This window comes from Streptomyces sp. NPDC001450 (assembly GCF_053597295.1).
The window spans coordinates 186,624-208,316 of record NZ_JBSFHY010000009.1 but is presented as its reverse complement, the minus strand read 5'-3'; the positions used below and the strand labels follow the sequence as shown (position 1 = coordinate 208,316).

Below are 21,693 nucleotides of genomic sequence, written 5' to 3'. Positions count from 1 at the left end.
GAGGGACGCAGCATGAGTGAGCGGGCCGCACCTTTCCACTGCCCCTACTGCGGCGACGAGGACCTGCGTCCGAGTGAGCAGGGCCATGGCGCCTGGGAGTGCGGGGCGTGCAACCGCGCATTCCAGCTGAAGTTCCTCGGGCTGCTCGCCCGGGGTCTTCAGCGAGCCGACGACGGAGGGGATGACCGGATATGACGACGGCTCAGGAAGAGCGTACGACCGAGGAGTTGAAGCAGCTCGCCGAGCAGGCGGGCCGTGACCTGGAGGACGCCTCCGCCCTGGAGGTCCTCCAGTGGGCGGTGGACACCTTCGGCAAGCGGTTCTGTGTCACGTCCTCCATGGAGGACGCGGTGGTCGCCCATCTGGCCTCCCGCGTGCTGAAGGGCGTGGATGTGGTCTTCCTCGACACCGGCTACCACTTCCCGGAGACCATCGGCACCAGGGACGCGGTCGAGGCCGTGATGGACGTCAACGTCATCACCCTCACGCCGCGGCAGACGGTCGCCGAGCAGGACGCGGAGTACGGCCCGAAGCTGCACGACCGCGACCCTGACCTGTGCTGTGCGTTGCGCAAGGTCCGGCCGCTGGAGGAGGGCCTGACGGGCTACCAGGCGTGGGCGACGGGCCTGCGCCGCGACGAGTCCCCGACCCGGGCGAACACCCCGGTGGTCGGCTGGGACGAGAAGCGGCAGAAGGTCAAGATCTCCCCGATCGCCCGCTGGACCCAGGACGACGTGGACGCCTACGTCACCGAGCACGGCGTGCTGACCAACCCGCTGCTGATGGACGGCTACGCCTCCGTCGGCTGCGCCCCGTGCACCCGCAGGGTCCTGGAGGGCGAGGACGCGCGGGCCGGCCGCTGGGCGGGCCGCGCCAAGACCGAGTGCGGGCTGCACGGATGACGGCGCCCACAGCTACCCACACCTCGCCCACAGTTCCGGCTGTTACCGCTGTTACCGAAGCGACCACTGCGACCCAGGAGAACCACGTGACCACCGGAGCCACCGTCTGGCTCACGGGTCTGCCGAGCGCCGGCAAGACCACGATCGCGTACGAGCTGGCCGGCCGGCTGCGTGCCGAGGGCCACCGCGTCGAGGTGCTCGACGGCGACGAGATCCGCGAGTTCATCTCGGCGGGCCTCGGCTTCAGCCGCGAGGACCGGCACACGAACGTGCAGCGCATCGGCTTCGTCGCCGAGCTGCTGGCCCGCAACGGGGTCAAGGCGCTCGTCCCGGTGATCGCCCCGTACGCGGACAGCCGCCAGGCGGTGCGCGAGCGGCACGCGGAGAACGGGACGTCGTACCTGGAGATCCATGTGGCGACCCCGGTCGAGGTGTGCTCGGTGCGGGACGTGAAGGGGCTCTACGCCAAGCAGGCCGCGGGCGAGCTGTCGGGGCTCACGGGGGTCGACGACCCCTACGAGGCGCCCGAGACGCCCGATCTGCGGATCGAGTCGCAGCACCAGACCGTGCAGGAGTCCGCGGCCGCGGTCCACGCGCTGCTCACCGAAAGGGGACTGGCATGACGACCGTCGCCACGGTCGAGGAGGGTACGGCCAGCCCGTACGCCCTCTCCCACCTGGACGCCCTCGAGTCCGAGGCCGTGCACATCTTCCGCGAGGTGGCGGGGGAGTTCGAGAACCCGGTGATCCTGTTCTCCGGTGGCAAGGACTCCATCGTCATGCTGCACCTCGCGCTGAAGGCGTTCGCCCCGGCGGCGGTCCCCTTCTCGCTGCTCCATGTGGACACCGGACACAACTTCCCCGAGGTGCTGGAGTACCGGGACCGTGTGGTCGCCGCACATGGGCTGCGCCTCCATGTGGCCTCCGTACAGGACTACATCGACCGCGGTGTGCTGAAAGAACGTCCCGACGGCACCCGCAACCCGCTGCAGACACTTCCGCTGACGGAGCGGATCCAGAGCGAGAAGTTCGACGCGGTCTTCGGCGGCGGCCGGCGCGACGAGGAGAAGGCCCGGGCCAAGGAGCGCGTCTTCTCGCTGCGGGACGAGTTCTCCCAGTGGGACCCGCGGCGCCAGCGGCCCGAGCTGTGGAACCTGTACAACGGCCGCCACGCACCCGGCGAGCACGTCCGCGTGTTCCCGCTCAGCAACTGGACCGAGCTGGACGTCTGGCAGTACATCGACCGCGAGGGCATCGAGCTGCCGGAGATCTACTTCGCGCACGAGCGCGAGGTGTTCCAGCGGGCCGGCATGTGGCTGACGGCCGGCGAGTGGGGCGGTCCGAAGGAGTCCGAGACCGTCGTGAAGCGCCTGGTCCGCTACCGGACCGTCGGTGACATGTCCTGCACGGGCGCCGTCGACTCCGACGCGACCACACTGGACGCCGTCATCGCCGAGATCGCCGCCTCCCGGCTCACCGAGCGCGGCGCCACCCGCGCCGACGACAAGCTCTCCGAGGCCGCGATGGAAGACCGCAAGCGCGAGGGGTACTTCTAAGCATGAGCACGACCACGACCGAGGCGCTCTCGGCCACCACCCTGCTGCGGTTCGCCACCGCCGGCTCCGTCGACGACGGCAAGTCCACGCTCGTCGGACGGCTGCTGCACGACTCCAAGTCGGTCCTCGCCGACCAGCTGGAGGCCGTGGAGCGCGCGTCCGCGAGCCGCGGCCAGGACGGCCCGGACCTCGCGCTCCTCACCGACGGCCTGCGCGCCGAGCGTGAGCAGGGCATCACCATCGACGTGGCCTACCGCTACTTCGCCACCCCCCGCCGCCGGTTCATCCTCGCCGACACGCCCGGCCATGTGCAGTACACGCGCAACATGGTCACCGGCGCCTCGACGGCCGAGCTGACGGTGGTCCTGGTCGACGCCCGCAACGGCGTGGTCGAGCAGACCCGCCGGCACGCGGCGATCGCCGCGCTGCTGCGCGTGCCGCACGTGGTCCTCGCCGTGAACAAGATGGACCTGGTCGACTACCAGGAGTCCGTGTTCGCCGCGATCGCCGAGGAGTTCACGGCGTACGCGACCGAGCTGGGCGTTCCGGAGGTCACCGCGATCCCGATCTCGGCGCTCGCCGGCGACAACGTGGTGGAGCCGTCCGCCAACATGGACTGGTACGGCGGCCCGACGGTCCTGGAGCACCTGGAGACCGTCCCGGTCAGCCACGACCTGGCGCACTGCCACGCCCGGCTGCCCGTGCAGTACGTGATCCGTCCGCAGACCGCCGAGTACCCGGACTACCGGGGCTACGCGGGCCAGATCGCGGCGGGTACCTTCCGCGTCGGCGACCCGGTCACGATCCTGCCCTCCGGCCGTACGACGACGATCTCCGGCATCGACCTGCTCGGCGAGCCGGTCGACGTGGCCTGGACGACGCAGTCGGTGACCGTGCTGCTGGCTGACGACGTCGACGTCTCACGCGGCGACCTGATCGTGCCGACCAAGGACGCCCCGGCCACCACGCAGGACGTGGAGGCGACCGTCTGCCACGTCGCCGACCAGCCGCTGACCGTCGGGCACCGGGTGCTGCTCAAGCACGGCACCCGCACGGTCAAGGCCATCGTCAAGGACATCCCGTCCCGCCTCACGCTCGACGACCTGTCCCTGCACCCGCACCCGGGACAGCTCGTCGCCAACGACATCGGCCGCGTGAAGATCCGCACCGCGGAGCCGCTGCCGGTGGACTCGTACGCCGACTCGCGGCGCACGGGCTCGTTCATCCTGATCGACCCGAACGACGGCACCACGCTGACCGCGGGCATGGTCGGCGAGTCGTTCGCCTCCCCGGAGCCGGTCAAGGACGAGGCCGAGGGTGACGGGTGGGACTTCTGACGTGAACTCCACCGACTACTACTCCACGTTCGCGAAGGAGGGCGGCCGCGTCGGCAGCGGCGACCTCGGCAGCGGGCAGGGCGGGGTGACGCGATGTGTGCGCTGACGTACGCGCACCGCTCGCGCGCCCTCACCCCCCACCGCCGGAAACGCAGACCTGCCGACCTCCCGGCCACGACCTGAGAGACCGTGACCGCCGGGCCAACGAGAGGAAAACCTCCCGTGCCTGCCAACTCGACGTTCCTTCGCCGCGGCATAGCCGTGGTCGCCGCACTCCCCCTGCTCGCGCTCGCCGCCTGCGGTTACGGCTCCCAGGCCGACAAGGACGGCACCGCCAAGGTCGCCGTCGGCTCCAAGAAGACCGACGGCCTCGACTCCGTCAAGATCGGCTACTTCGGCAACCTGACCCACGCCACCGCGCTGGTCGGCAACCAGAAGGGCTTCTTCCAGAAGGAGCTGGGCGCCACCAAGGCCGAGTACGCCCTCTTCAACGCGGGCCCGTCCGAGATCGAGGCGCTCAACTCGGGCTCCATCGACATCGGCTGGATCGGCCCGTCCCCGGCGATCAACGGCTACGCCAAGTCCGACGGCAAGAGCCTGAAGATCATCGGCGGTTCGGCGTCCGGCGGCGTGAAGCTGGTCGTCGACCCGAAGAAGATCAAGTCCCTCAAGGACGTCAAGGGCAAGAACATCGCCACCCCGCAGCTGGGCAACACGCAGGACGTGGCGTTCCTCAACTGGGCCGCGGACCAGGGCTGGAAGGTCGACGCGCAGAGCGGCAAGGGTGACGTCACGGTCGTCCGCACGGACAACAAGATCATCCCGGATGCCTACAGGGCCGGTTCGGTCGACGGCGCCTGGGTGCCGGAGCCGACCGCGTCCAAGCTGGTCGCCGAGGGCGGCAAGGTGCTGCTCGACGAGGCGTCGCTGTGGCCGGACAAGAAGTTCGTGATCACGAACATCGTCGTGCGGCAGGCCTTCCTGAAGGAGCACCCGAAGGCCGTCGAGGCGGTCCTGAAGGCCTCGGTCGAGACCAACAAGTGGATCAACGCCAACCCGGACGAGGCGAAGGCCGCGGCGAACAAGCAGCTCGGGATCGACTCCGGCAAGGAGCTGCCGGCCGACGTCCTGGACCCGGCGTGGAAGTCGATCCAGATCACCGACGACCCGCTGGCCGCCACGCTCGACACCGAGGCGGAGCACGCGGTCAAGGCCGGTCTGCTGGAGAAGCCCGACCTGAAGGGCATCTACGACCTCACGATCCTCAACAAGGTCCTCAAGGGCGAGGGCGAGAGCACGGTCAGCGACGCCGGCCTCGGCAGCTGACGCAGGCACCCGACGAGTTCCCAGGAGGTGACGACCATGGCCACGACCACGACTCTCGCCAAGGCCGCCGAGTCGGTCGACTACGCGGCACGCCTTGAGCATGTCTCGAAGTCCTTCGCGACACCGGGCGGGCAGCAGCTCGTCCTGGACGACATCAGCATCGATGTGGCTCCGGGCGAGTTCGTCACCCTCCTGGGGGCCTCGGGCTGCGGCAAGTCCACGCTGCTGAACCTGGTGGCGGGGCTCGACCGGCCCACCGCGGGCTCCATCACGACGGACGGGCGTCCGGCCCTGATGTTCCAGGAGCACGCCCTCTTCCCGTGGCTGACCGCGGGCAAGAACATCGAACTCGCCCTGAAGCTCAGGGGGGTTCCGAAGCCCGAGCGGCGCGGCAGGGCCGAGGAGCTGCTCGAACTGGTCCGGCTGAAGGGCGCGCACGGCAAGCGCGTGCACGAGCTGTCGGGCGGTATGCGGCAGCGCGTGGCGATGGCCCGCGCGCTGGCGCAGGAGAGCAACCTCCTGCTGATGGACGAGCCGTTCGCGGCCCTCGACGCCATCACCCGGGACGTGCTGCACGACGAGCTGACCCGGATCTGGGCGGAGACCGGGCTCTCCGTCCTGTTCGTCACGCACAACGTGCGCGAGGCGGTGCGGCTCGCGCAGCGGGTGATCCTGCTGTCCTCCCGGCCGGGCCGGATCGCGCGCGAGTGGAGCGTGGACATCCCGCAGCCGCGGCGCATCGAGGACGCGCCCGTGGCCGAACTGTCCCTTGAGATCACCGATGTACTGCGTGGGGAGATCCGCCGCCATGGCCAGCACTGAGACGACAGCGGCTCAGGACGCCGGGAGCGTCGAGGCGGGCCTCGACGCGCTGGAGACCACGGCCACCGGCCGCCCGCCGTTCCGCAAGACGTTCGTCGACAAGATCCTGCCGCCGATCATCGCGATCGCGGTGGTCCTCGTGGTCTGGTACCTCCTGTACCCGATCGTCGACAACCCGACGAAGCTGCCCTCGCCGGGCGCCGTGGGGAGCGCGTTCCGGGACGCCTGGCTGAAGGGCGAGCTGCTCGGCTACATCTGGACCAGCGTCTCGCGCGGTCTGCTGGGCTTCGCCTTCGCGCTGCTCATCGGCACCCCGCTGGGTCTGCTGGTGGCCCGGGTGAAGTTCGTGCGCGCGGCCATCGGCCCGATCCTGTCCGGTCTCCAGTCGCTGCCGTCGGTGGCGTGGGTGCCGCCGGCCGTGATCTGGCTGGGCCTGAACAACTCGATGATGTACGCGGTGATCCTGCTCGGCGCGGTCCCCTCCATCGCCAACGGTCTGGTGTCCGGCGTCGACCAGGTGCCGCCGCTGTTCCTGCGGGCGGGCCGCACGATGGGCGCGACGGGCGTCAAGGGCATCTGGCACGTCACGCTGCCGGCCGCGCTGCCCGGCTATGTGGCCGGCCTGAAGCAGGGCTGGGCGTTCTCGTGGCGCTCCCTGATGGCCGCGGAGATCATCGCGTCCTTCCCCGACCTCGGCGTCGGCCTCGGCCAGCTGCTGGAGAACGCGCGCACCGCCAGCGACATGGCCATGGTCTTCGAGGCCATCCTGCTCATCCTGTTCGTCGGCATCGCCATCGACCTGCTGATCTTCAGCCCGCTGGAGCGGTGGGTGCTGCGCAGCCGCGGCCTGCTGGTGAGGGGCTGAGGCACAGCATGCGTACTCCGGTCCGCCCCGTGCTCGTGGTGATCGCCCACGGCAGCCGCGACCCGCGGCACGCCGCGACCGTGCACGCGCTCGTGCAGCGCGTACGGTCGCTGCGGCCGGGGCTGCGCGTGGAGACCGGCTTCCTGGACTTCAACCTCCCCTCCGTGCACGGGGTGCTGGAGTCGCTGGCGGCGGAGGGCGTGCGGGACGTCGTGGCGCTGCCGCTGCTGCTGACCCGCGCCTTCCACGCGAAGGCCGACATCCCCGCCGTCCTGCGGGCCGCGCCGCCGCGGCTGCGCATCCGCCAGGCGGAGGTGCTGGGCCCGTCCCCGCTCCTGCTGTCGGCGCTGGAACGACGGCTGTACGAGGCGGGGTTGACGCCCGCCGACAAGTCCTCGACCGGGGTCGTGCTGGCCTCGGCGGGGTCCTCCGACCCGGAGGCGATCGCAGTGATCGCAGACATCGCGCGGGAGTGGTGGCACACCGGTTGGTGCGCCGTGCGACCTGCGTTCGCCTCCGCTGGTTCTCGCGCGGGGTTCCCCCGCACCGAGGACGCCGTACAGGAGCTGCGCGCCCTCGGCTGCGAGCGGGTGGCCGTCGCGCCGTACGTGCTGGCCCCCGGCTTCCTGCCGGACCGCATCGCGCGCGGCGCGGCCGGGGCGGACGTCCTGGCGGACGTGCTGGGCCCGGCGCCGGAGGTGGCGCGGGTGCTGCTGGAGCGGTACGACGAGGCGCGGCTGCCGCTGCCGGCGGTGATCGGCGCCTGACGGCATGACCGTCTGACGGCCTGACGCCCACCCGTACGGTCGTTCCCGTCCCGGCCTGCTCGGGTTCCCTGAAACCCCTTCCTGGTCACGTCCGGATCTGCTGGGATGGTCCCTCGAGGCACTATCTCGGGGGAGAACGGTTCGCGTGGCCGGTCAGGAGTTCGGGCATCACCTGGGGCTGCCCCGGGCCCTGTCGGGTCTGCCGCTGAGCCCTCTCGTACCCGATTACGGCAGTCTGGCCGTCGCACAGCACGCGGCGGGGATACGTCATCTCGGCGAGGTCCTGGGCGCCTCCCCCGCGGGATTACGGGTCCTGGACGGGCTGTTCGTGCCGTCGGGGCCGTGGGGCCGGCGCCGGGTGGACGGGCTGTTCCTGGACGGTCTCGCGCACGGGCCGGGACCGGGCGCCCCGCTCGCCGCACGGCTGGCCGAGCTGCACCGGCGCGATCCGCAGGCCCTGCGCCGGGTCGTCCTCTACCAGCTGATAGGTCTGCTACAGGACCATCCCGTGTCCCAACGCCTACGAACGGCAGCCGAGTTGGGGGTGCACGCGGACGAGATCCAAGGGCTGGTGGCGGCCGCCCGGCTCCGTCCCGCCCTCGACCGGCGCCAGTGCGATGCCGCCGAGTCGCTCGCCGACGCCCTGGAGCGGCGGCGGCTGCACCAGCTGCGAACCCTGCTCGACCGGCTGCCCCCGGGCGGCGGTGACCCCGCGCTGGCCGCGCTGCGATCGGAAGTGGCCGAGCGGATGGGCCTGGTCGAGGACCTGTTACGGTCCGCGCGGCGAGCCGAGGAGCAGGGCGACCGGGACGGCGCGAGCGGCGCGTACCTGCAGGCGCTGTGCGGGGCGGCCGACGACCGGCGCGCCCTGCGCGGTCTGGTCCGCCTGCACCGGCCCGAGTCCGGCCACCGCCCGCTGCTGCGCGCCGAACTGCGCCCGGACCACGTGGAGTTGAGCTGGCAGGACCGGCACGACGTACCCGGCGAGTGGCGGCTGCTGCGGCTGTACCGCACGGAGCGGGGCAGACCTGCCGTACGGAGTGTGCCCGGCGCGGATCCGACGGCGGCCGGGACCGTACGGGACAAGGACGCCCCGCTGGGCTCCAGGGTGCGGTACGCGGCCCTGCCGTTGCGGGACGGCCGGGTGGCGGGTCCGCCGCTGGTGTCCCGCCGACTGCTGGTCGCCCCGGAGGTGGGACGCCCGGTACTGGCGGACGGTCCGGGCCGTATCCACTGCTCCTGGCGGCGGCCGACGGGCGCGACGGACGTCACGGTCGAGCGCACGGGCCCGGACGAGGCCGCCGTCCGCCACGCACGGAGGCCGGCGGGCGCCACCGGCGACACCGCCGAGCCCACGGCCCCGGACAAGACCCCCCTCCGCCCCGCCCGGCGACCAGCAGACGTGCTCAAAGGCCCCGACGAGGCAGCCATCCACCTCGCACAGCAGCCCGCGGGCAGCACCACCGGCAACACCACCGAGCCCACAGGCCAAAACCAAACCCCCCTCCGCCGCGCCCAGCGACCAGCAGACGCACCCAAGGGCCCCGACGCGGCAGCCACCCACCCCGCCCAGCGGCCCGCGGGCGCCACCGGCGACACCACCGAGCCCACGGCCCCGGACAAGGCCGCCTTCCGGCTCGTTCGGCGGTCCGACGGGTTCACCGCCACCGGGCTGCCGGCCGGCTCGCACTCCTTCCGGATCGTCTGTCACTACCGGGCGCCCGACGGCAGCCGGGTCGCCTCCCCGGGCCTGCGGGTGACCGGTACCGTCCACCCCTGGCCGGAGCCTGTGCGCAGCCTTGAGGCGCGGGCCGACGGCGGGGCCGTGCGGTTCGAGTGGAGCGGTGGGCAGGGTGCCGAGGTGCGGCTGGTGGTGTGGCCCGGGCAGGCGCCCGCGCCGGGCACCGAGTTGCGTGCGCAGGAGCTGCCGGCCGCGCTGGACTGGCCCGAGAAGGCGGGCGCCCTGTGCCCTCCGCCGGGCACGTACGCCGAGGTCGCCGCCGTCGCCGTACTCGGTACACGGGCGCTGACCGGGCCGGCCGTCGCCGTGGAGGCCGTACACGCCGTACCCGGGCTCACCGTCGACCGGCTGACGGACGGGCAGGCGCGGATCACGCTGGACTGGCCCGAGGGGGTCGGGCACCTCGTGGTCGGCTGGGCGGCCCTGGACGGCCCGGAGGGCGGCGGGGAGCGGACCCTGACCGCGCACGCCTACCGGCGCGGCGGGCTGCGGCTGCCCGTCGGCCCGGGGGCCGTGCGGATCCGGGCGGCGACCGTGCCCCGGGTGCCCGGCGCCGTCGTGGTGGTGCCGGACGCCGCCGAGGCGCTGCTGCCGCCCGACGCCACGATCCGGTACCAACTGGTGCGCGCGCCGAAGCGGTTCCTCGGCCGGGGCGGCCGCACCCTGCTCCGGGTCACCCTGGCCGCGCCGGGCGCGCCCGGGGACGTACCGGAGTTCGTGTGCGTCGCGCGCAGCGGCACCCTGCGTCCGCGCAGCGCCGCCGACGGCACGACCGTCCTGCGGATACCCGGGCCCGACCTGGCGCGGCACGGGACCGTCGAACAGGAGCTGCCGGCCTCCCCCTGCCCGGCCCCCTACACCCTGCGCGGCTTCCTGCTCGGGGAGCACGCGGCCTCGGTGCGACTCGAAGAACCCTCTCTCGCCAGCCTGGTGGTGCGCTGAGCCATGACGACCGTGATCTGCCCCTACTGCTTCGCCCGCGCGTCGGCGGCCAAGCTGCCGTACCGCTGTCTGATGACCCCGAGCGGGGTACGCGGCGACGCGCCCTGCGGACCCGAACGCGACGACACCTGGGCCGGGTTCATGGGTCCCGGCGTGCCTCCGGCGGCCCGGATGCGCGGGCCCCTGTTCACCCCCGCGCGCAAGGTCGCCGGGCTCGGCGGCGGGGGCAGCAGCATGCCCTGCCCGAAGTGCGGGGTGCCCACGCCGGTGCGGGTGTGCGCGTCCTGCCACAGCGATCTGCCCAGCGACTACTGCGACCAGGACAGCCGGATCATCGCCCTGGTCGGCGCGAAGGCCTCCGGCAAGAGCACCTATGTGTCGGTGCTGGTCAACGAGTTGAACCACCGGGTCGGGCAGGCCTATCACGCCTCGCTCGCGGCGATGGGGCAGAGCACGCAGACGCGGGACAAGGAGATGGCCGAGGACCTGTACGAGCGGCTGCGGCTGCCGGACGCCACCCGGCCGGCCGCGCTCGGCTTCAACGACCCGCTGCTGTACCGGCTGAGCCTGCCCCGCAAGGGCCTGCTGGGCGGCGCCGGGACCCGGCACACCACGCTGGTCTTCTTCGACGCGGCCGGTGAGGACCTCGCGGGCGCCGAGGCGATGGACCGCTACACCCGCTACCTCGGCGCCGCCGACGGGATCATCCTGCTCGTCGACCCGCTCCAACTCGGCTCGGTACGCGACCGGTTGCCCGTGCACGAGGGACCACCGCTGCCCGCGGTGGAGACCTCGCCGCAGCAGATCGCCGCCGACCTGGCCGCCCAGCTGCGGGCCCACGGCAAGGGGAGGACACGGGGGCGGGTGTCCACGCCGATCGCGGTGGCGGTCACCAAGACGGACATGCTCAGACCCCTGCTGGACCCGCACTCCCCGCTGCTGCGCAACGCCCCGCACAGCGCGGGCACCTACGACGGCGAGGACCGGCTGGCCGTGCACGAGGAACTCCGCTCCCTGCTGACCGACTGGGACTCCGGCGCGCTGCTGCGGCAACTGGAACTGGACTTCGCCGAGTTGTCCCTGTTCGGACTGTCCGCCCTGGGCGCGCCGCCGCCCGCGGACGCCCCGGCGGACGTACCGAAGTCGGGTCCGCAGCCGGTGCGGGTGGAGGATCCGCTGCTGTGGCTGCTGTCCCGGCGCGGGCTGCTGCCCGTGCGCGCCGCGGGGAAGGGACGTGCCAAGTGAACCTCGCCCAGCTGCACTACACCTCGGCGCCGCCCGGTCCGGACGGGTCGGGCTTCCGGTTCACCGCGGTCAGCCCCGGCGTGCCGCAGACACTGCTGCGGGAGGCGGAGCAGCTCATCGGGTACGAGCCGCCGCGCGACCTGCCCGCCCGCCCCGACGCGGAACAGCTGAAGGGCTTCCCGAAGGCCTTCAGCTGCAGCGAACTGTCCGACGGAGGACGGCTGTTGAGCCGGTCGGTGTACACCGGCGCGGACTACAGCGGGCGGTGGGGCAACTTCCATGCCCACGCCCTGCATCTGCCGCCCGGGGTACGGCTGCCGGACGGGGCGCTGCCCATCACGGCCTGGGAGTCGCCGCGCTGGGCCGATGCCACTCCCCCGGACGGGCGGCCCGAGCCGGTGGACCGGTTCGAGCCGTCCGGTCTGCTGCGCCGGGACGGGCTCGTGGCCTTCGCCCGGTCCCGCGCGGACCGGCTCGCCGCGTTCTTCGCGGACCTGCGCGCCCTGGCCGAGGAGACGGACACCCGGCAGATCGTCCTCGTGGAGCACGACAGCGCCGACGTGGCCCAGTGGATCGCGCTGGCCTGCACCGTCCTGCCGCGCGAGCGGGCGCACCGGCTGACCTTCAGCACGTACACGCGCCGTCCGCAGCAGGCCCGCCAGCAGATCGTCGGGGCACTGCCGTCCTCCGAGCCGGTCGGCCACGACCACCGGTTCCGGGTGCACGACTGCACCGCCCGGGCGGCCGAGGAGCCGGTCGGGGACGCCTGGGCCGAGGTGTGCGCGCGGGTCTGGGCGGCCGGCCGGCCCGAGCTGTTCCGCGACAGTTCCGGAGAGCTCGGCCCGCTCGCGGTGGCCGCGCTCGTCCACGGCATCGGGCTGCGTGCCGACGGGCGTGCGGCGGCGGCCCGTTGGGCGGCGGACCACGCCTTCACGATGCCCATCGAGACGCTGCCCGCGTTGATCGCGGCCCTCGCGGGCGGCAGCGTCAAGGACCCGGGCGGGCAGGACAGGCGGTACAGCTCCACCGGTACGCCCCTGGACGACGAACCGGCCGCGCTGGCGGCCCTGTCGGCCCAGCTGGACGGCCAGGTGCCCACCGCCGTGTCGGCGCCGCTCGCCGCCCGCGTGCTGGCCTCGGCGGTGCTCGGCCGGGGCCCGGTACCCCCGCTGGTCGCGGGCTCGCTGACGCCCGCGCTCCGCGCCGAGCTGGCCCGGGACCTCGCCCCGGCCCTGCGGCAGGGCATCGCCGACCCGACCGCACCGGCCGCCGGCCGGCCCCTCGCCCTGCTGCGCGTCGCCGACCTGCTCGACGTGGACTGCACGGAAGCGCTCCCGGAGTTCGCGGGGCGCATCGCCCGGGACCTGGTGATCGGGCGGACCGGGGAACCGACGAGCGAGGAACCGGCGGCCGAGAGACCGACGGCCGAGGAGCCGTCCCCCGACGGCCCGAGCGTTCCCCCCGCTCTTCTCGACGCCGTCCACGGTCATCCCGCCCTGCGCACCGCCCTGTTCGGCGCGCTGGACGCGCTCGCCGCCACCAATCCCCCGGGCGCCGCGGACCGCCTGGCGGGGTCCGGTCTGCCGGTCTCGCTCGACCCGGGCTTCCCGCACCTGCGGATGTGCGTCCAGGCGGACGGGGCACGGCGGACCGGCGGCGACCGGCGGCGCCGGTTCCACGAGGTGCTGCGCACCGCCGGGGTCTCGCCGCACGCCGAACCGGCCGTCCTACGCACGGCGTTGCTCCTGGTGTGGCCGGACGGCCTGCCCACCGGCGAGGAGGCGAGCCTGCTGCTGAGCGAGCTGGGCTCGGACGCGCACCGGCTGGCCGGGACCCGGGATCTGCTGGTCGAGGCCGCCCTCGCCGCCCCGGCCGACGACCCCGCCGTACCGGTCCTCGCCGCCGACCTGCTGCGCTGCTTCACCGCGGAGCTGCGGCCCGCGCACCGGGCGCCGCTGCTCCTGCTGGAGTACGCGGGACTGCTGGACGCCGGCCAGGACGTCGAGGGCTGGGTGGAGCAGGTGCGGCTGCTGCGGGACGGCGCGGCCGAGCCCGTTCCCGAGCCGGTGACGCAGCGGGTGTACGACGCCGTCGCCCGGCGGCTGCTGGCCGTCCCGGCACCGCGGAGCGAGGCCTACGCCGGGCCGCGCCCGACGGCGTCCGAGAGCGAGCTGTACGCGCTGGCCCGCTCGGGCGATCCGGGGCTGCTGGCGGCGTACGAGCGGGTGGCGCGCGGGGACCGGGTGGGCGAGCGGCTGCGCACCGTGCCGTCGTACGTGGCCGTCTGTTTCGGTGACTGGAGCGCGTACCCGCAGACGCACCCGGCCTGGGAGGCGACCCGCACGACCCTGCTGGCCAAGGTGTTGCGGCCCGTCGTGCGGGCGTTGCCCGACGAGGACCGGAGCGCGGTCGAGGAGGCGCTGCGCCGCACCGGCCGGGGCCGGCTGGACGCCTACCGCGCCTGGAACCGCCCCGGTGCCCTGGGCCGGCTCGCGGGCCGGCTGACCGGGCGGGGGCGGCGCGAGGAGCGGCAGGCGACCTGGTACGGCGACGTGGAACCGCCGGGCGAGGGAGGCCGCCGGTGAACGTGGGCGGGGACGACGGCGTCGACGTCCTGCTTCCGGTGCTGCTGGCCCTGTTCGGCTGGGCCGGGGCCGTGGCCGTCGCGGTGTGCGTGTTCCGCACGCTGTGGGAGTTCCTCGGACGCGGGGTGCGGGCCGTGTGGCGGGGGCTCGGGCCCTGGCAGGCGGGCCGCGCCGACCCGCGGCTCGCGGCCGTCGGGAGCGGTGAGCCCGCGCATCTCGCCTACTGGTGGCGGCAGTCGTGGGCGGACGCGGTGGCCGCCGGGCTCGCCGGGATACGGGCCGTCTGGTCCGCCTTCACCGATCCGTGGCTGAACCGGACCGTGCGGAACCTGTTCCAGGGGCGCCGTGCCTCGGGCGTGCGCGGTTCTGCGCCGCTGTACCGGTTCCTGCTGGTCGTGCTCGTCGCACCCGGCACCGCCGCGGGCGCGCTGGTCGGCGCCGTGCTGGCCACGCTGCTGCTCGGCACGGTGCTGGCGCTGTTCGCGCTGCTGCTGGCCGTGGTGTGGCTGGGCTGGGCCGCCGGCGTGCCCGCGCTGCGCGGGGTGGAGCGCGGCCGGCTGCTGCTGCGCGGCATCCGCGTGAAGTGCCCGCACCCCGGCTGTTACGCGCCGGTCCCGCTGGCGCTGCACCGCTGCCCCAACTGCCAGGCCATACATGCCCAGTTGCGGCCCGGGCGGTACGGCGTGCTGTGGCACGTGTGCCGGTGCGGGCACCGGATGCCGGCCTCCCGGCTGCTGGGGCGCGGGAAGCTCACGGCGCTGTGTCCGCGCTGCGAGCAGTTCCTGCCCCGGGCCGCGGGCACCATGCGCGTGGTGCACACCCCGCTGGTCGGCGGCACCTCGTCGGGCAAGACGATGCTGATGGCGGCCATGGTCGAGGGGCTGCACTCCTGGGCCCGGCAGGGCGAACTGCGCGTCGAGTACGCCACCGTCGACGACCAGCGCACCCAGACCGGCCTCAACCAGGAGCTGAACCGCACCGGTTGGGCCCACGCCACCACCGGCGGCCAGCCACGCGCCATGATGCTGACCGTGGCCCGGGGCCGCAGGCAGCGGCTGCTGTACCTGTACGACCCGATGGGCGAGCAGGTGAGCGACGCCGAACGGGTACGTGCCCAGCAGTACTTGGCGCACGCGGACGGGGTGGTCCTGGTCGCCGACGTGCTGGCCGATCCCAGGGTCCGCGGCCGGCTGGGGACCGCGGACACCGAGCGGACCGACCGGGCACGGCCCTCGGCGCAGGGCCCCTGGGAGACGTACCAGCGGCTCACCGGGGAGCTGGCGGCGCTGACCGGCCGGCGGTCCCGGATGTCCGTGGCCACCGTGGTCACCAAACGGGACGTGCTGGACCAGCTGACCTCGCTGCCGGTGCCCGGCCCGCGCATTGACGACTGGCTCACCGACGTCGGTCTCGGCGCGCTGGTCCGCGCCCTCGGCCACGACTTCGGGGCGGCCCGCTACTGGGCGGTCAGCGCCCACGCGGCCACCGGCACCGGCCCGCTGGAGAGCGAGCAGCGCCGGGCCGCCGAGCCGGTGCTGTGGCTGCTCGCGGCCTCGGGGCTGCGCACCGGCCCGCTCACCGGGTCCAACGGCAGCGGCGGCCGGCCGGCCAGGCAGCGGCGGCGACCGGACGACGCCGAGGCGGGGAGGTACAGCCCGGCATGAACCAGGTCACCCCCTCCGTCTCCCGGGCCCGGCGGGCGCTGGCGGGCCTGTTCGTCACCGCCCTGGTCCTGGCGGTGGCCGCGCTCGCCTACGGCATACGGCTGCTGCCCTGACCGACCCGAACTCCCCATCACCTGAAAGGAATCACGGCGTGAGCGACATTCCCGGCGGGCCCATGGCCAACCGGCCGGTCCACTTCATCTGGCTGCTCGACTGCTCGTACTCGATGCAGGGCGAGAAGATCGCGAAGCTCAACTACGCGATCAGAGAGGCCATCCCGGAGATGCGGTCGGTGGCCCACGACAACCCAGCGGCCCAACTGCTGCTGCGCACCGTCACCTTCTCCACCACCGCCCAGTGGCACCACCAGACCCCGGTCCCGGTCGACGACTTCACCTGGCAGGACGTACAGGTCGACGGCATGACCAACCTGGGTGAGGCGCTGCACCTGGTGGCGCGGGAGCTGCAGACGCCGCCGATGCCGCAGCGGGCGCTGAAGCCGGTGCTGGCGCTGGTCTCGGACGGGGTGCCCACCGACGACTGGCGGGCGGGTCTGAAGGCCGTCGACGCGAGTCCCTGGGGTCGCAAGGCGGTGCGGGTCGCCGTCGCGATCGGCGCGGACGCGGACCGCGGGGTGCTCCAGGAGTTCCTCGGCAACCCCGAGCTGCAGCCGCTGGACGCCAACAGCCCCAAGCAGCTGGCCGCCGCGATCCGGTGGGCGTCCACGGCGGCCGTGAAGGCGGCCTCCCAGCCGGTCCTGGGCGACAGCTCGGGCAAGACCCTGGCCATGGCCAAGCAGCCGTACGCGCCGCCGGTGCTGGACGACGACGATGACGACGACGTGTGGTGACGCTCGGGGTGCGACGGTGGGAGACGCTCGCGGACAGCGTCCAGGGGGTCAACAAGCGGCGCAACCAGGACTGGTACGAGTGCCGGGGCACCGGATCCGATGAGGATCCGCTGGTCCTCGCGGTGGCCGACGGGCACGGCTCGGCGGTGCACGCGCGCAGCGAGCTGGGCGCGCGGTTCGCCGTGGACCGGTTCGTGGGTCTCGCCACCCGCTTCGGACGGGCCGCGCACGACTGCCACGAGCCGGGCCGGCTGGCCCGGCTGATGACGTACGCCCGGGACGACTTCCCGCGCGCCCTGGTGCACGAGTGGCGGCAGGCGGCCCTCGGGCACTGGGACCGCAACCGCCCGGTGGTCGAGGAGGCGTCCCGGGAGCCGGGGCCCGACGAGAAGCTGGTGCTGTACGGCACGACGCTGATCGGTGCCGTGCTCACGCCGTGGCTGTTCGTGGCCTGGCAGCTCGGCGACGGGGACCTCGCGGTGGTGGAGCACGACGGCACGCTGCTCCGGCCGCTCGCGCCCGCCGAGGAGGACCTGGGCGACGAGACGGAGTCGCTGTGCGGGCGCGAGGCCTGGCGGTCGGTGCGGATGCACTGGGCACCGGTGTTCGAGGAGGCGCGCGCCCCGCGCCTGGTGGTCCTCTCCACGGACGGGCTGTCGAAGAGCTTCGCTTCGGCCGACGGGTACCGCGCGTTCGTCGCGGGCCTGGCCGGGCGGCTGGCCGAGGAGGGCGGCGCGGGAGTGCGGAAGGTGCTGCCCGAGTGGCTGGCGCAGGCGTCGCGCTACTCGGGGGACGACACGACGCTGGCGGCGGCGCTGCGCTCGGCACAGGGCGCCGTCGTGGACGACGCCGGGCAGGCCGCGGACGCGGGTGGTCCGGTGGACACGGAAGAACGGAAGACGGAGACGTAGATGAGCGGCATGCTCGATGGCGGGACGCTCCTCGCGGCGGAGACCGGTGACGAGGTCGAGATCGTCGGCCTCCTCGGCGCGGGCGGCCAGGGCGAGGTGTACCGGGTCCGCACACCGGACGGGGAGCGGGCGCTGAAGTGGTACTACCCGACCTGTGCGACCGACGAACAGGAGGCGATCGTACGTGAGTTGGTCGTACGGGACTTCGCCGACGACCGGTTCCTGTGGCCGGAGGCGTACGTGCCCGCACACCGCGGCTCGTTCGGCTATCTGATGGGGCTGCGCCCGGACCGCTACAAAGGTCTTCCGGCGCTGTTCCGGCGGCAGTTGCGCACCAGCCCGCGCGCGCTGCTGACGGCCTGCCTGTACACGGTGGAGGCCTATCAGGCGCTGCATTCGCGGGGCATCGCCTACCGGGACATCTCCTGGGGCAACATCTTCTTCGACCCGGCCACCGGTGACGTGCTCGTCTGCGACAACGACAACGCGGTGGTGGAGGGGGACGCCAGCGGCATCTCGGGGACCATGGAGTTCATGGCACCGGAGCTGGTGCGCGGCGACCCCGGGGCGCGCCCCGGCACCCAGTCCGACCTGCACTCGCTCGCCGTACTGCTGTTCATGTTTCTGATGAACCATCACCCGCTCAAGGGCAGGCGGGAGTTGGGCATCCACTGTCTGGACGAGGCGGCCGAGCGCAAGCTGTACGGCAGAAGCCCGCTGTTCGTGTTCGACCCCGCGGACGACTCCAACGCGCCGGATCCGATGGAACACGCGACCGTGCTGGCCACCTGGGACGCGGCGGCCGGGACGCTGCAGGAGCTGTTCCGGCGCTCCTTCACGGTCGGGTTGCGCGATCCGGCGGCCCGGGTGCGGGAGACCGAGTGGCGCAACGCGCTGCGGGCGGTGCTGGACTCGGTGGTCGAGTGCGCGTCCTGCGGGCGGCAGAACATGACCGAGCCGGGCGAGAGCCCGCCGCCCCGGCCCTGCTGGGGCTGTGGGGCGCTGCTGGTGCTCCCGCCTCGGCTGACGGTGACCACTCCCCCGCCCCGCACCGAGCACCACATCCGGCTGCGCCGGGGTGCCCGGGTGCAGGCCCATCATCTGCTGCCGGAGCCGGCGCGGCACGACTGCTCGGATACCGCGCTGGTCGCGGAGCTGGTCGAACACCCCAAGAAGCCGGGCCGGTTCGGCATCGCCAACCGGTCCCGGCAGACCTGGACGGGCACCCGCTCCGACGGCACCGCGCAGCAGGTCGAGCCCGGTCAGACCGTGCCGCTCAGGGCGGGCATGGAACTGGACCTCGGTGACGGGGTGCGGGCGGTGGTGCGGGCCGAGTGAGGTGTGGACGGGGCCCCGTGACGGCGGCGGGGTCCCGTCCGCTCACAGGCCCATGACATGCATGAGCTGCTGGGTGAACGTGAGGCTGCCGGTGCCGGCGGCGGCGCCGATGCTGATGGCCTCCAGGGCGGAGCGGATGCGGCCGCGGTTCGGCGGACCGCCGTCCCCGACGGACTCCATCATCGCGCCCCGGATGGTCTCTCCGTGGCGCACGAGGCCCGGGTACTCGGCGTGCAGCGCCTCGAGCAGCCCGTCCGACAGCCGGACGAGGGCCTCCGAGGCCGGTGCGTAGGGATTGATCTCGATACGGCCGTGATCGCCGATGTTGGCGGGACCGTTGATGTTCCCGAAGTTGTATGTGCTCATCGTGCTGTCCTGACTCCTGCTTCGTGAGGGCCGGCGGGGCTGAGGTTATGACGTGGGCGGACGGGGGCCCGCGGGTCCCGGTCCGCCCTGGGGTCCCGGTCCGCCGTGCGGCCCGGGACCCTGCTGACCGCCCATGGCGATCGTGCCGTCGTTGCCGAAGATGCTGGGACCGCTGACGTTACCGATGTTGTAGGTCTGTGTGCTGATGACCTGGAGAGCCTTGTCGTACGAGCTGGTGTCCACATGGTGGTCCTGGAGGAACCGTTCCGTGGCGACGAGCACGCCCTGCTGGAGCCGGAACAGGAAGTCCTGCGCGTCCATCCGCTCGGTGTAGCCCGCCTCGTCCCAGGCGCCCAGGTCCTCGCGCAGGCTCCCCTTGGCGCCGTAGTCGTGACGGACGTGCTGTTTGGTGATCGCCTTGCGCTGCCTGGTCAGCCATCGGTCGTGGTCACGCTGCCAGCGGCTGCGCGCGCTCAACCGGCCCAGGGAGCCGCGCAGTTGGGGGCCCGTGTGGCAGGTGGCGTACTTGACGAGGTCCCACCAGCGTTCGCGGGGGGCCACCGGAAGGCGGTCCACGCGGTGGAAACGGCCGTCCAGCGGGGGTATCGCGTAGGCGGCGACCTCCCAGGTCAGGCTGGGTGGCTGCAGGATCGCCCGCAGGTACATGGAGACGATCATCCGGCCGCCCTCGCCGATGCGTTCCAGGCACAGGTGGGTGCGCATGCCCGCACCCGGGCTCTGCAGCCCCGCCCGCACCAGTTGCCCGGGTATCCGGGCGCGCGGTCTGCGGGTGCTGTCGGGGACCAGTTCGGGCAGGTAGCAGGCGTTGCTCCCGATGACGTAGAGCCGGTTCTGCGCCCGCAGGTTCGGCAGTCCGGAGATGGTCTCCATGTGGCGGGCCACGTAGGTGTGCAGGTCGATGGCGTCGAAGGGCAGCAGCGGGAGCTTGCCGCCGGCGGGGTCGTCGGCGGGTCTGCTGACGTCGATGGGCTGCCAGACCAGCTCCTTGATCTTCTCGCCGCTGCCGACGAACGGCTTGGTCTGGGCGGACGCGTCCGCGTACGGCAGGACGTTGGCGCGTTTCAGCTCGTTCAGCCAGTCCTCCGCCTCGGCCTCCACGGGCGGCGCCGTCCGCTCGGGCTTCTCTGCGGAGTGGATCACCTCGCGTGCCGTGTCGCGTCCCACGGACTCCTTGTGGTGGACCAGGGTCCAGGCGATCGCGTAGGCGCCGAGAGGGCCGAAAATCGCCACCCATCCGAGTGATCCGTGCCCGTTGACCAGGGCCCACCCGCCCGCCAGAACGGCGACCGGCACGACCACCGCGAGACACGCCAGCCGACGGTCGAGGGCGGCCCGGCGGCGGGTGGCCACGCGCGCGTGCCGGGCGAGGGCGACGAAGTTGATGCCGAGGCTCAGCCCCAGGGCGTCCAGCCGGTCCCCGGTGAGCGCCCGGTCCACGTACAGGGCGAAGTCGTCGTCGAGATGTACCGAGGCGCACAGGCGCCGTGTCACCGAGTCCTTCCGGTACTGCGGCAACGTCGGTAATGGTCTCCCCGACACTCTCATCCGTCCCCCTCGGCCGTTCCGCGCGCTTCACCCTAGGGACAACCCGTGGGTTTTGTCGCGGAGTTCGGGGGAGCCGGGCCGCCGCGGTCCGGCGCTCCCCTGCGACGTCGGACCGCGGTCGGCTCTTGGTTCTGCGCCATCTCGGCCGGATGTGTCACCGGCAAGGGGAATCCGTCGCGCCGAAGCGATGCTTATCAGCCAACCTTCTTTCGTCGCTCAGGAGTTGCCCCGCTGATCGGATCAGTCGAAGCGGAGGGCTCCCGTGCGGGTCCGCTTGAGTTCGAAGAAGTCGGGGTGGCGGGCCAGCACCCGGCAGCTGTCGAAGAGTTCGGCCGCCTCGGCGCCGCGCGGAATCGCGCGCAGGACGGGGCCGAACCACACCGTGCCGTCGACATGGGTCGTGGGCGTGCCCACATAGGCGCCCGAGTCCGGTTCGGCGCCCGCCTCGTGACTGCGGCGCACCGCGTCGTCGTACGACGGATCGTGCGCTGCGGCCAACAGGTCGGCAGGTAGGCCGAGTTCGTCCAGGGCCTCGGTGATCACGACGTCGAAGTCCTTGATCCTCCGCTCGTGGATCCGGGTGCCGAACGCGGCGTACAGGTCGCGCAGCACCTTTTCGCCGTGCCGTTGGGCGGCGGCCACGGCGACCCGGACCGGGCCGATCGAGCGGTCGACCAAGTCGCGGTACCAGTCGGGGAGTTCGTTGCCGATGTTGTGCAGATACAGGCTCATGACGTGGAAGCGCAGGTCGAGCGGCCGCGTGCGCTCGACCTCCAGCAGCCAGCGGGAGGTGATCCAGGCGAAGGGGCAGGCGGGGTCGAAGTAGAAGTCGACACGGGTCGGGTCGGGGCTCGTGGTACGGCTGTTCTCGCTGGGCGTCATGGCGCCGACGCTAGTCCGCCAATGGTGCA

At 73.0% G+C, this 21,693-nt stretch carries 19 protein-coding genes; 16 read left to right on the top strand and 3 right to left on the bottom strand.

Annotation, left to right across the window (positions count from 1 at the left end; all coding sequences use genetic code 11):
• The first annotated feature begins 12 nt into the window (after positions 1-12).
• The 16 genes from ACWC5O_RS12815 (at position 13) to ACWC5O_RS12740 (ending at position 18,850) form a co-directional block, all read left to right on the top strand.
• Positions 13-195 carry a hypothetical protein gene (locus ACWC5O_RS12815; protein ID WP_362684764.1) on the top strand — a complete coding sequence of 61 codons (183 nt, stop codon included), beginning with the start codon at positions 13-15 and terminating at the stop codon, positions 193-195.
• Positions 192-902: a phosphoadenylyl-sulfate reductase gene (locus tag ACWC5O_RS12810; protein WP_450586739.1), complete on the top strand. Its 711-nt coding sequence runs from the start codon at positions 192-194 to the stop codon at positions 900-902. The genes ACWC5O_RS12815 and ACWC5O_RS12810 overlap by 4 nt, the downstream gene beginning before the upstream one ends.
• The gene (gene cysC, locus ACWC5O_RS12805; protein ID WP_450586737.1) at positions 899-1,525 is read left to right on the top strand and encodes an adenylyl-sulfate kinase; all 627 of its coding nucleotides are present in this window, start codon (positions 899-901) and stop codon (positions 1,523-1,525) included. Before ACWC5O_RS12810 ends, cysC begins: the two co-directional genes overlap by 4 nt.
• Positions 1,522-2,457, top strand: a complete 936-nt coding sequence (gene cysD / locus ACWC5O_RS12800) for a sulfate adenylyltransferase subunit CysD (RefSeq protein WP_450586736.1) — start codon at positions 1,522-1,524, stop codon at positions 2,455-2,457. Before cysC ends, cysD begins: the two co-directional genes overlap by 4 nt.
• A gap of 2 nt (positions 2,458-2,459) precedes the next feature.
• Complete coding sequence (locus ACWC5O_RS12795) at positions 2,460-3,794, top strand: sulfate adenylyltransferase subunit 1 (RefSeq protein ID WP_450586735.1); 1,335 nt, start codon at positions 2,460-2,462, stop codon at positions 3,792-3,794.
• A gap of 222 nt (positions 3,795-4,016) precedes the next feature.
• Positions 4,017-5,120 (top strand): aliphatic sulfonate ABC transporter substrate-binding protein, encoded by a 1,104-nt coding sequence (locus ACWC5O_RS12790; RefSeq protein WP_450586733.1) that lies wholly within the window; start codon positions 4,017-4,019, stop codon positions 5,118-5,120.
• A 36-nt stretch (positions 5,121-5,156) separates the two neighbouring features.
• Entirely contained in the window at positions 5,157-5,942 is a 786-nt protein-coding gene (locus ACWC5O_RS12785; RefSeq protein ID WP_450586731.1) for an ABC transporter ATP-binding protein, read from the top strand.
• Positions 5,929-6,807, top strand: a complete 879-nt coding sequence (locus ACWC5O_RS12780; RefSeq protein ID WP_450586729.1) for an ABC transporter permease — start codon at positions 5,929-5,931, stop codon at positions 6,805-6,807. Before ACWC5O_RS12785 ends, ACWC5O_RS12780 begins: the two co-directional genes overlap by 14 nt.
• 8 nt (positions 6,808-6,815) lie before the next feature.
• Positions 6,816-7,574, top strand: a complete 759-nt coding sequence (locus ACWC5O_RS12775; protein WP_450586727.1) for a sirohydrochlorin chelatase — start codon at positions 6,816-6,818, stop codon at positions 7,572-7,574.
• Positions 7,575-7,719: 145 nt separating this feature from the next.
• Positions 7,720-10,257: a hypothetical protein gene (locus ACWC5O_RS12770; RefSeq protein ID WP_450586725.1), complete on the top strand. Its 2,538-nt coding sequence runs from the start codon at positions 7,720-7,722 to the stop codon at positions 10,255-10,257.
• Between the two features lie 3 nt (positions 10,258-10,260).
• The gene (locus ACWC5O_RS12765; RefSeq protein ID WP_450586723.1) at positions 10,261-11,502 is read left to right on the top strand and encodes a TRAFAC clade GTPase domain-containing protein; all 1,242 of its coding nucleotides are present in this window, start codon (positions 10,261-10,263) and stop codon (positions 11,500-11,502) included.
• Positions 11,499-14,087 carry a GTPase-associated protein 1-related protein gene (locus ACWC5O_RS12760; protein ID WP_450586722.1) on the top strand — a complete coding sequence of 863 codons (2,589 nt, stop codon included), beginning with the start codon at positions 11,499-11,501 and terminating at the stop codon, positions 14,085-14,087. The genes ACWC5O_RS12765 and ACWC5O_RS12760 overlap by 4 nt, the downstream gene beginning before the upstream one ends.
• Positions 14,084-15,751 carry a TRAFAC clade GTPase domain-containing protein gene (locus tag ACWC5O_RS12755; protein WP_450586720.1) on the top strand — a complete coding sequence of 556 codons (1,668 nt, stop codon included), beginning with the start codon at positions 14,084-14,086 and terminating at the stop codon, positions 15,749-15,751. Before ACWC5O_RS12760 ends, ACWC5O_RS12755 begins: the two co-directional genes overlap by 4 nt.
• 175 nt (positions 15,752-15,926) lie before the next feature.
• On the top strand, positions 15,927-16,601 hold the full coding sequence (locus ACWC5O_RS12750; protein WP_450586803.1) for a vWA domain-containing protein: 675 nt from the start codon (positions 15,927-15,929) through the stop codon (positions 16,599-16,601).
• A complete protein-coding gene (locus ACWC5O_RS12745) occupies positions 16,595-17,512 on the top strand; it encodes a protein phosphatase 2C domain-containing protein (protein ID WP_450586718.1) in 918 nt (305 codons plus the stop codon). Before ACWC5O_RS12750 ends, ACWC5O_RS12745 begins: the two co-directional genes overlap by 7 nt.
• Complete coding sequence (locus ACWC5O_RS12740) at positions 17,513-18,850, top strand: protein kinase domain-containing protein (protein ID WP_450586716.1); 1,338 nt, start codon at positions 17,513-17,515, stop codon at positions 18,848-18,850. It abuts the gene before it with no gap.
• Positions 18,851-18,892: 42 nt separating this feature from the next.
• Here ACWC5O_RS12740 and ACWC5O_RS12735 read toward each other — a convergent pair whose 3' ends face one another.
• From ACWC5O_RS12735 to ACWC5O_RS12725, 3 genes are all read right to left on the bottom strand, one after another.
• Positions 18,893-19,216, bottom strand: a complete 324-nt coding sequence (locus tag ACWC5O_RS12735; RefSeq protein WP_450586714.1) for a hypothetical protein — start codon at positions 19,214-19,216, stop codon at positions 18,893-18,895.
• Positions 19,217-19,261: 45 nt separating this feature from the next.
• Positions 19,262-20,752, bottom strand: coding sequence for a hypothetical protein (locus ACWC5O_RS12730; RefSeq protein ID WP_450586713.1), 1,491 nt, complete (start codon positions 20,750-20,752; stop codon positions 19,262-19,264).
• 270 nt (positions 20,753-21,022) lie between these two features.
• Positions 21,023-21,664, bottom strand: a complete 642-nt coding sequence (locus ACWC5O_RS12725) for a mycothiol-dependent nitroreductase Rv2466c family protein (RefSeq protein ID WP_450586711.1) — start codon at positions 21,662-21,664, stop codon at positions 21,023-21,025.
• Positions 21,665-21,693: the final 29 nt, after the last annotated feature.

What these genes read in the sequence shown, in the direction of transcription:
- ACWC5O_RS12725 (WP_450586711.1), bottom strand. Translation starts at nt 21,664, where the DNA reads ATGACGCCCAGCGAGAACAGCCGTACCACGAGCCCCGACCCGACCCGT.
- ACWC5O_RS12740 (WP_450586716.1), top strand. Translation starts at nt 17,513, where the DNA reads ATGAGCGGCATGCTCGATGGCGGGACGCTCCTCGCGGCGGAGACCGGT.
- ACWC5O_RS12815 (WP_362684764.1), top strand. Translation starts at nt 13, where the DNA reads ATGAGTGAGCGGGCCGCACCTTTCCACTGCCCCTACTGCGGCGACGAG.
- ACWC5O_RS12750 (WP_450586803.1), top strand. Translation starts at nt 15,927, where the DNA reads ATGGCCAACCGGCCGGTCCACTTCATCTGGCTGCTCGACTGCTCGTAC.
- ACWC5O_RS12780 (WP_450586729.1), top strand. Translation starts at nt 5,929, where the DNA reads ATGGCCAGCACTGAGACGACAGCGGCTCAGGACGCCGGGAGCGTCGAG.
- ACWC5O_RS12785 (WP_450586731.1), top strand. Translation starts at nt 5,157, where the DNA reads ATGGCCACGACCACGACTCTCGCCAAGGCCGCCGAGTCGGTCGACTAC.
- ACWC5O_RS12765 (WP_450586723.1), top strand. Translation starts at nt 10,261, where the DNA reads ATGACGACCGTGATCTGCCCCTACTGCTTCGCCCGCGCGTCGGCGGCC.
- ACWC5O_RS12735 (WP_450586714.1), bottom strand. Translation starts at nt 19,216, where the DNA reads ATGAGCACATACAACTTCGGGAACATCAACGGTCCCGCCAACATCGGC.
- ACWC5O_RS12795 (WP_450586735.1), top strand. Translation starts at nt 2,460, where the DNA reads ATGAGCACGACCACGACCGAGGCGCTCTCGGCCACCACCCTGCTGCGG.
- cysD (WP_450586736.1), top strand. Translation starts at nt 1,522, where the DNA reads ATGACGACCGTCGCCACGGTCGAGGAGGGTACGGCCAGCCCGTACGCC.
- cysC (WP_450586737.1), top strand. Translation starts at nt 899, where the DNA reads ATGACGGCGCCCACAGCTACCCACACCTCGCCCACAGTTCCGGCTGTT.
- ACWC5O_RS12810 (WP_450586739.1), top strand. Translation starts at nt 192, where the DNA reads ATGACGACGGCTCAGGAAGAGCGTACGACCGAGGAGTTGAAGCAGCTC.
- ACWC5O_RS12775 (WP_450586727.1), top strand. Translation starts at nt 6,816, where the DNA reads ATGCGTACTCCGGTCCGCCCCGTGCTCGTGGTGATCGCCCACGGCAGC.